This window comes from Companilactobacillus halodurans, from assembly GCF_009600995.1.
Taxonomy (GTDB): domain Bacteria; phylum Bacillota; class Bacilli; order Lactobacillales; family Lactobacillaceae; genus Companilactobacillus; species Companilactobacillus halodurans.
Genome location: NZ_VDFO01000065.1, coordinates 1 through 7,496 on the forward strand (window position 1 = coordinate 1; position 7,496 = coordinate 7,496).

Here is a 7,496-nt window from a genome sequence, read left to right on the forward strand (position 1 = left end):
GAACATCTAAAGGGCATGAATGGTGTCCTTTTTTGGTGTTCTTAAATGGTTATTACTAATAAATGGTATACAAAAATAAAGTTGATGGCAAAATACCTATCAACTTTATTTATCGTACAGCCTAAATAACTCAGAAGTCCTACTTTTTTGATTCACCGAAATTATCAAGAAAATAAAAAACCTCCTAGAAAGGAGGCTCTAACCTATATTAGGGAGGAAGGTTATATATTAGTTTGTTTATTAAATATGATAGTAAATCAACATTCTTGTTTACCAACTACCATGGTAGATAGTAAATGTGAAGAATTTGTGAAATATAAAAAATTAAATATAACTTATCCCTAATTATTGTGTGACTGATGTTGCAAATTCAGGTTCGCTCGTAACGTTTGCTTGCGAATCTTGATTCAACTGCATATTTTCACTTTGTGTCCACTCATTGTTTGAAACTTGATAGAATTTATAACCATATTTGTTTTGAACCATTTGGCCGACTTTCCACTGTGAACCGTCAGCTAATTGACGGCCGGAGAAAGAATCCATCGAAGTATCATAAACATTGGCGGGACCATTAACGACCGTACCCACAACAGATTGCTCTTGAACTTGTTCTTGTGATTGCGTTGGCGTTTGATCAGCAGCTGAAATAATATTCAACGCACTGCTTTGTACATATTCGTCAGTCGCAATTTGAACATAGGAAACGCCATTTATCTCAGTGGTATTGCCAATCGTCCAAGAACTGCCAGTTGGAATCGTAACGCCAGAGATAGCTTGACCTTGGCTATTGACAACCGAAGTCGACCATTTAGCTGTTCCAACTTGACCAGAATCAACAACTTGCGTGTTATCAGTAGTTTGACTTTGTGTCTGAGCTTGTTGATTACTAATGTTTAAACTATTAGCTGCAATCCATTCGTTGGTAGCAACTTGGTAATAAGTTATACCGTTGATTTGCTTAGAATTGCCGAGCTTCCAAGAACTATTGTTAGGAAGAAAAGTACTTGTGATAGTTTGACCTTGATCATCAACAAGAACGCCACTACCGTTAACAGTACCTACTAAACCGATATCTGATACATCTGCCGCACTTACGGTTTGAGGTGACAAATTAGACAGTACGGTTGGAGCAATTAAAAGTGCTAATGCTGTTCCGATTAAAGCTTTGTTCTTTTTCATCGTTTGACCTCCTCGTTTTATTTTGCGGTTCACATTAAAGCTATAATGCAATCCTCCATAACACAAGAGGTTTAAGGAAGAGTTAATAGAAACATTATGATTTCTTTAAATTTTCGACTTAGACGATTTTTCATCAGTTGTTTAAAAAATTCGAGAAACCAGACGAATAGTCTTTGATAGTAAATTGGCGTTTGCCCTTGAGATCTCGGTCAGCCAGTTTGATGATAACTGAATTAGTGATGGTATCTTTTTTGGACCGAATCTGCGGTTTGATTTTATAGATTAAGCCGTATTCACTCGGCGTCTTCATTTTATAGACGCTAATCGAAACATTCTGATAGTTGTTCCAATCAAAGGGACCATCTCGTTGGTCGATAGCATGACGAGCTAAGCAGATAAATTGCTTTTTTTGATAATCATTTAACTTGTGAGTCGATTTATTCTCCAAAGTGATTTGATTGCCTGCGTGGTAATAGTAGGGAGCACAGTGGGAATTCTTGATTAATTGCGGAATACTAAAAGCTGCCAGCAAGATAAGAATAAAAATTATCCAGACAGCCCGATTCTTGAATTGCTTGATTTTTTGGGTCATATGGCACTCCGATAATTTGTTCTAACCTAAATATTATAGCCTTTGGGAAATGAAATTGTATACAGGAATTGAAGAGAAATCACGCCAGTTTTTTTGCTTAAATTACGAAATTTCTGTAATAAAACTTCCAATAACTTCTATTAATAGAGATTACAGTTGCAATCAAATATCAATCTTTTTGTAATAAAAAAAGACTCTCAAAATGAGAGCCTTAAAAATTTATAACTTATTGTCTTACCTTAGCATCAGAAGGCTCGATAGTTGTACGACCATCAGCTGCCGCATTCTTGATAGCACGGATAATATCGTTGTCGCTCCAAGCTCCAACTGTCTTGACCCCTTGGTCAGTCAATTGTTGACGAGCATTGGCGATATCTTGATCAGTAATCTTCTTACCGTTGACTTCCTTTTTTTCAACATCGAAATCACCATTAGCAGCAGGATTGTTGCTTTGGTCATCAGTTGAAGAATTGTTGTCAGTCGTTGTATCGGTAGTATTTGTGTCTGCGTTATTAGTATTCGTATCGGTATTATTAGTGTTGTTATCAGTAGTGGTTTGATTATCAGCTTTAATGGCTGTATTAGTGCTTGGAATCGATTTTAAGAGCTTATTAGCTTTCTTATAAAGATCCACATAGTATTTACCCTTAATGCCCTTAGCAGTCGTTACTTGTTCTAATAGAGACTTAGCTTGGTCGTTAGTGCCAGCGTCGATGAGTGTTTTGGCGTTTTTAATATCCAATTTGTAATTGCTGCGATTAGTTTGAATCTTATCAACTTTTTTAATCAGCGACTTAGAACGCTTGACCATCGTCTTATTACCGTTGTCTTGGTTCTTAATCGTTCGCAAAGCTTTTTTAGCATCTGAAAATTCTAACTTATCCATATAATTTGAAACTTTAGCGAAGTTAGTAGCTTGTTTCTTAGATTCAGTTGCTTTTTTAGTCTTCTTAGCCTTGACAGCTGATTGATAATGGTCAGCAGCTGTTTGATAATGTTTCTTGTCGACGGAGTTATTTCCCTTAGTCATCTCCGTTTTATAAGTGTCATTGTTACTGCTACTCTTGTCTGATGAGGCTGAAGAATTACCACAGCCAGCTAAGACTAGAACTAAACTAGTTGTTGCAAGTAATAATGCTTTTTTCATTTCCCAAATTCCTCCATATAAAAGTCCTGCGTGAATTATACCATGTCTAAAAAAATTTCAAAAACCGTTTCCGTTTTGAAAGTTGTCGCTCGTTATTATCTGTGTAAGTTACTTAAAGCGGCCGCAAAAACTTACAAAAATAAAATAAAAGAGGTTAGACAAATGAGTTGGAAAAAGACATCAATCATTATTACCATGGGAAACGACAAGTACAATAAAGGAAAGAAATCAACGACTTATAACAACATCATTGAAAATCCGACACAAGAACAAATTAAAATGTTTTCTGACGGATTACTACTATTATCTGATGGGGATGTATTTTTAGGATCAGAAGTAATCAAACACGATGAACTAGGTGCTGAATAAGAAGGGGAGTAGACAAAATGAAAAAATTACAATTGAAATTTCAAACTGCAGAAGGTCAAAAGAAGAACTTGGTTTTAAACTATGTCAAGTCAGGATTAGACGAAAATGCAACCAAAGCTGCTATGGAGAAGATTTCAGCCAGTAAACTTTTTGAAAGAAATACTGTCCAATTGTATGCGACAACCGTTGGTGCCAGCTATATTGACCGTACTGAAACCACTGTTTTTTAAAGTAAGGCACTATTTAGATAGAATTATTCAACTTTTTAAAGGATAAACCTTGAGCCTGCCACTTAATTCGACTAGAATAAGGGTAGGCTCTTTTTGATTGGTTTAACACTATAAAGGATTCGTTTGGACATTAATTGTAATCGCTTTGAGTTTTAGTTATTTATTTAATTAAATTTGCAAATTGCTTATAATTATTTATTCAAATATTACAAATTTGTGATATTTAATACAAAAATGTTACAAAAACGTCGACTTTATAATTTTAAGTTGATTAAAAAGCCGGAGTTTCATATAATGATTGTCAGTGGGGTAGCCCACTAAACAATTAAATAATAAATTCTTGTAGTCCAGGGGAGGATTAACATTGAAAAAAAATATTAAATACGCAGGAATCGCTGCTGCAACACTTCTAGCTGTTGCACCAATCGCTGCTCCTGTTGTCTCAAACGCAACTACAGTTCAAGCAACTACAGATCCAGCAACTACAGATCCAGCAGAAACAGAAGTCGCATACACTACTGCAGATGGTGCTACTGATTATCTTGGTCAATTTAGAGATAAGACTTATAGTACAAGTGATACAATTGGAACTTTTAAGTTAGTTCAAGGTACTACTTATGGTACAAATTTATCAACAACACCAACAGATGTGTTTGGCGATTCATTGATTAAGCAATCAAAGGTAAATTCAGCTGATGATACTTCATTTGCTGATGCTACTAATCCAGCAACAATCACATCAGTTCAAGCTTATCTCAGTGGATCAAAAACTGCATTGTCAGTTGGAGATGTTAACAAGAATCTCTCATTAGGTAATGCTGTTACATTTGACATTGCTTACTCGTACAAGACATCGGCTAGTTCTGCTGCTACTACAGGTACAAAGACAATTACATTTACACCTGCAACAACAACAACATCTTCAACAACAAAGGCTGCTGTCACATATACAACACCAATTAGTGTTGAAGCTAATTCAAATCCTGTTGCTACAAAACTTGATAGTTCTGTAAGCAATGTTTCTATTAAAGATCAAACAGGTGCAGAATTAGTTGGTAATGCTGATCAAGTTCTATCAGTATCTCCAGCTTCTAGATATTACACAACTTTGAAGGATGCTGAAAAAAATGATAGAACAACTGGAGTAGCAACAATTGGAACTGATGGTTTCGCTGCTGATACGACATATTATCAAAATATCGTGGTTACATCAGTTAAGAGTAGTACTTTAGATAATTATTTGGAAAATCAATTAGAGGATTCATCAGATGGATCATATACTATTAATGGTGTAACTTATGCAAATACAAATAATGGTACAATTGCTGCTGCTTCAGGAGACAGTGGTGCAACAATTACATTAACACGTGCCATTAATGCTGGCTCAGCAGAAGCAGCAGACTGGACAACAACTGCTAACAAGGGTGTTGTTACAACAAAGAATGATGCTGCATACTACACACTTAAAGATGACAACAACGACACAATTACAAACCGTGCATTAGCTAAGAATACTGATTGGGCAACTGATCAAAAACGTACTAATTCAAACGGTGATGTTCAATACCGTGTTGCAACTGGCGAATGGATTGATGCTGACGATGTAACATTCTCAGATGGCAGCAACTCAGGTTCAACTACTGGTGAATACACAGATGTTCAAAACATCAACGGTAAAGTTACACTTGACGGTCCTTCATCATTCATCTATGTTCTATACAATGATAATGGCGAAGCTGTTACAGGTCGTATGGTAGCCGGTAACTCAGAATGGTACACAGATAAGAAAGCTACAAACGCTTCTGGTGACACAGTATACCGTGTTGCAACTGGCGAATGGGTACAAGCAGGTAGTGGTGTACACTACTCAGCATACTAGGCCTTCCTAGTTTGTAAAAATTAAAGACTCGCGAAAGCGAGTTTTTTTTTGTCTAAAAATCCTATAAGAATGACTTTGAAGGTAGCGTAAAATTAGGCAATCGATTAGAATTGAAGAGTGCAATTAATATACAAAGGAGTTTATTATGTCACGTAATTTGAAAAAATTAGGGATTGTCTTTGCGACTTTTCTTTTGATTTTGGGAACTTTACCATTTGTTGGTCTCAGTCAAGTTAAAGCTGCTGATGAACAAGGTGCTGATAAGATTACTATTGGTACGATTAAAAATGCCGCTGGTATTCCAGCTGGTATGGCTGACAATAGTTCTGCTTTTAAGAAGAATAATATTGATGTTGAAGTCAAAGTCTATAATTCCAATACTGAATTGAATCAAGCTATTAAAGATGGAACAGTTAATGTTGCAGCTAGTAATTTAGTTAGTTATGCTTCCTTGGTCAAGTCCAATCCAACTTGGAAAGTTGCTGGAACTTTACCTGGTTACCACGCTTTGGTTGCTAACAAGAAATATAAGAGTTTCAAGAGTCTAAAGGGCAAGACGATTGCCATTGATAAAAATGACGCTTCCAAACAATATTTGAAGAAAATCTTGAAGAAACACAAAGTTAAGTATTCGAGTGTTAAGGTTAAACAAATAGACGCTGACAGCGACCGGGTTAATTCTTTGAAGTCTGGCGAAGTTGATGCTGCCGTTTTGGAAGATCCAGCTATCAGTGATGCTAAAGGTAATGGTGCTAAGATTTTGAATCGTCAAAAAATCAGTGGTGACAATGGCAATGTTTTGATTATCAACAATGATTTTGCCAAGAAGAATCGTTCTTCAACCCAAATCTTAACTAGCGTTATGGATGACCAAATCAAACAAATCAACCGTATCAATGATTATGGTATGGCTAGTGCCCCATTGAGAAACTTTGGTATCAGTAACAAGGGTGCTAAGATTATTACTAAGATTAATGTTAAGTTCAAGAAGATTCACAAGGTTAAGAAATCTGATTTCAAGAAAGCCTTTAAATATGCTAAATCACAAAAACTTTACAAGGGTAAAATCAATTACAAAAAAAATACTCTAAAAGTTAAAAATATTAAATAGATATAGAAATAACGTATCCAAATATGCAGGATACGTTATTTTTATATCTATTTATTGCTTATAAGCCACTGTTCTTTAATCGTTAATTTGATATTATAGTAAGGTACGAATTATTCTGCTACATTTTTAGGGGATTATTGTGGAAAAATTTAAAATGAATCAGAAATATTTCAAGATAATGATGCTTTGCTTGTTCTACTTATTAGTGTCGGTATTAATGTATCTGTCCTATAAGAGAAATTTTGTCTGGAATGGCGATGACATTTATTATCAGTTTCAACGTTTGATGGGGTTGTCGAACAATTATCAAGGTGGCTTATTGTTTTCAAATATTTCCACGACTAATTTTGGAAATATCGGTTATGGAGTCAACATCTTTTATCCGTGGCTAACCTTGTTGCCGTTTTACTTTCTTTTCCATCTCACCGGCAACTGGATTAGTGCTTACTATTTAGGCTTGCTGTTCTTCTTTTTCATTTCGCTGTTGATAAGTCACTATGCCATGAAAAAATTTTCCGGCAGCACAAAATTAGCTTTATTATTTGCGATGGTTTATAACTTCAGCAATTATCGCTTGATTGAATTATTCACTAGAGCATCTTTAGCTGAATACATTGCGACTATCTTTTTGCCGCTGTGTTTCTTGGGCTTTTATGAATTGTTCTTCGGCGATGGCAAGCAGTGGAAGATTTTGGCAATCGGCATGTCTTTGATTATTTTCACGCATGTCTTGAGTACTTTCTTGTGCATTATTATGTTTGTCTTAATCATGGTGATTTTTGTAGTCAAATTAAAATTTTCAAAACAACGACTTTTCAACCTCTTGAAAGCGGTTGTTTCGACGATTTTGATGACTTTGATTTTTAGGCTGTTCGTCAAATTAAGTTGATGGCAGTTTACATAAGCAGTTAGATCATAATTGGTCTAGCTGTTTTTTATTTGGCTGACGAGCTTGCTCGGAGCCAAAAAATTTGAAGATTGATACGCTT

At 35.4% G+C, this 7,496-nt stretch carries 8 protein-coding genes; 5 read left to right on the top strand and 3 right to left on the bottom strand.

From position 1 onward, the window contains the following. Positions 1 to 345: 345 nt before the first annotated feature. The 3 genes from FHL05_RS11975 to FHL05_RS11985 all read right to left on the bottom strand — a co-directional run bounded on the left by FHL05_RS11975 (position 346) and on the right by FHL05_RS11985 (position 2,918). A complete protein-coding gene (locus tag FHL05_RS11975; protein ID WP_153386675.1) occupies positions 346 to 1,179 on the bottom strand; it encodes an SLAP domain-containing protein in 834 nt (277 codons plus the stop codon). 133 nt (positions 1,180 to 1,312) lie between these two features. Continuing rightward, positions 1,313 to 1,771, bottom strand: a complete 459-nt coding sequence (locus FHL05_RS11980; protein WP_153386673.1) for a hypothetical protein — start codon at positions 1,769 to 1,771, stop codon at positions 1,313 to 1,315. Positions 1,772 to 1,997: 226 nt separating this feature from the next. After that, positions 1,998 to 2,918, bottom strand: coding sequence for a hypothetical protein (locus tag FHL05_RS11985; protein WP_153386671.1), 921 nt, complete (start codon positions 2,916 to 2,918; stop codon positions 1,998 to 2,000). A 162-nt stretch (positions 2,919 to 3,080) separates the two neighbouring features. Between FHL05_RS11985 and FHL05_RS11990 the strand changes: the two genes are divergently transcribed. From FHL05_RS11990 to FHL05_RS12010, 5 genes are all read left to right on the top strand, one after another. Next, positions 3,081 to 3,287: a hypothetical protein gene (locus tag FHL05_RS11990; RefSeq protein ID WP_153386669.1), complete on the top strand. Its 207-nt coding sequence runs from the start codon at positions 3,081 to 3,083 to the stop codon at positions 3,285 to 3,287. Positions 3,288 to 3,304: 17 nt separating this feature from the next. Continuing rightward, positions 3,305 to 3,517, top strand: a complete 213-nt coding sequence (locus FHL05_RS11995; protein WP_153386667.1) for a DUF2922 domain-containing protein — start codon at positions 3,305 to 3,307, stop codon at positions 3,515 to 3,517. Between the two features lie 364 nt (positions 3,518 to 3,881). Next, positions 3,882 to 5,396: a hypothetical protein gene (locus FHL05_RS12000; RefSeq protein ID WP_153522811.1), complete on the top strand. Its 1,515-nt coding sequence runs from the start codon at positions 3,882 to 3,884 to the stop codon at positions 5,394 to 5,396. A 145-nt stretch (positions 5,397 to 5,541) separates the two neighbouring features. Beyond that, a complete protein-coding gene (locus FHL05_RS12005) occupies positions 5,542 to 6,507 on the top strand; it encodes an ABC transporter substrate-binding protein (RefSeq protein WP_153386663.1) in 966 nt (321 codons plus the stop codon). 139 nt (positions 6,508 to 6,646) lie between these two features. Next, positions 6,647 to 7,396: a hypothetical protein gene (locus FHL05_RS12010; RefSeq protein WP_153522813.1), complete on the top strand. Its 750-nt coding sequence runs from the start codon at positions 6,647 to 6,649 to the stop codon at positions 7,394 to 7,396. The last annotated feature ends 100 nt before the right edge of the window (positions 7,397 to 7,496 follow it).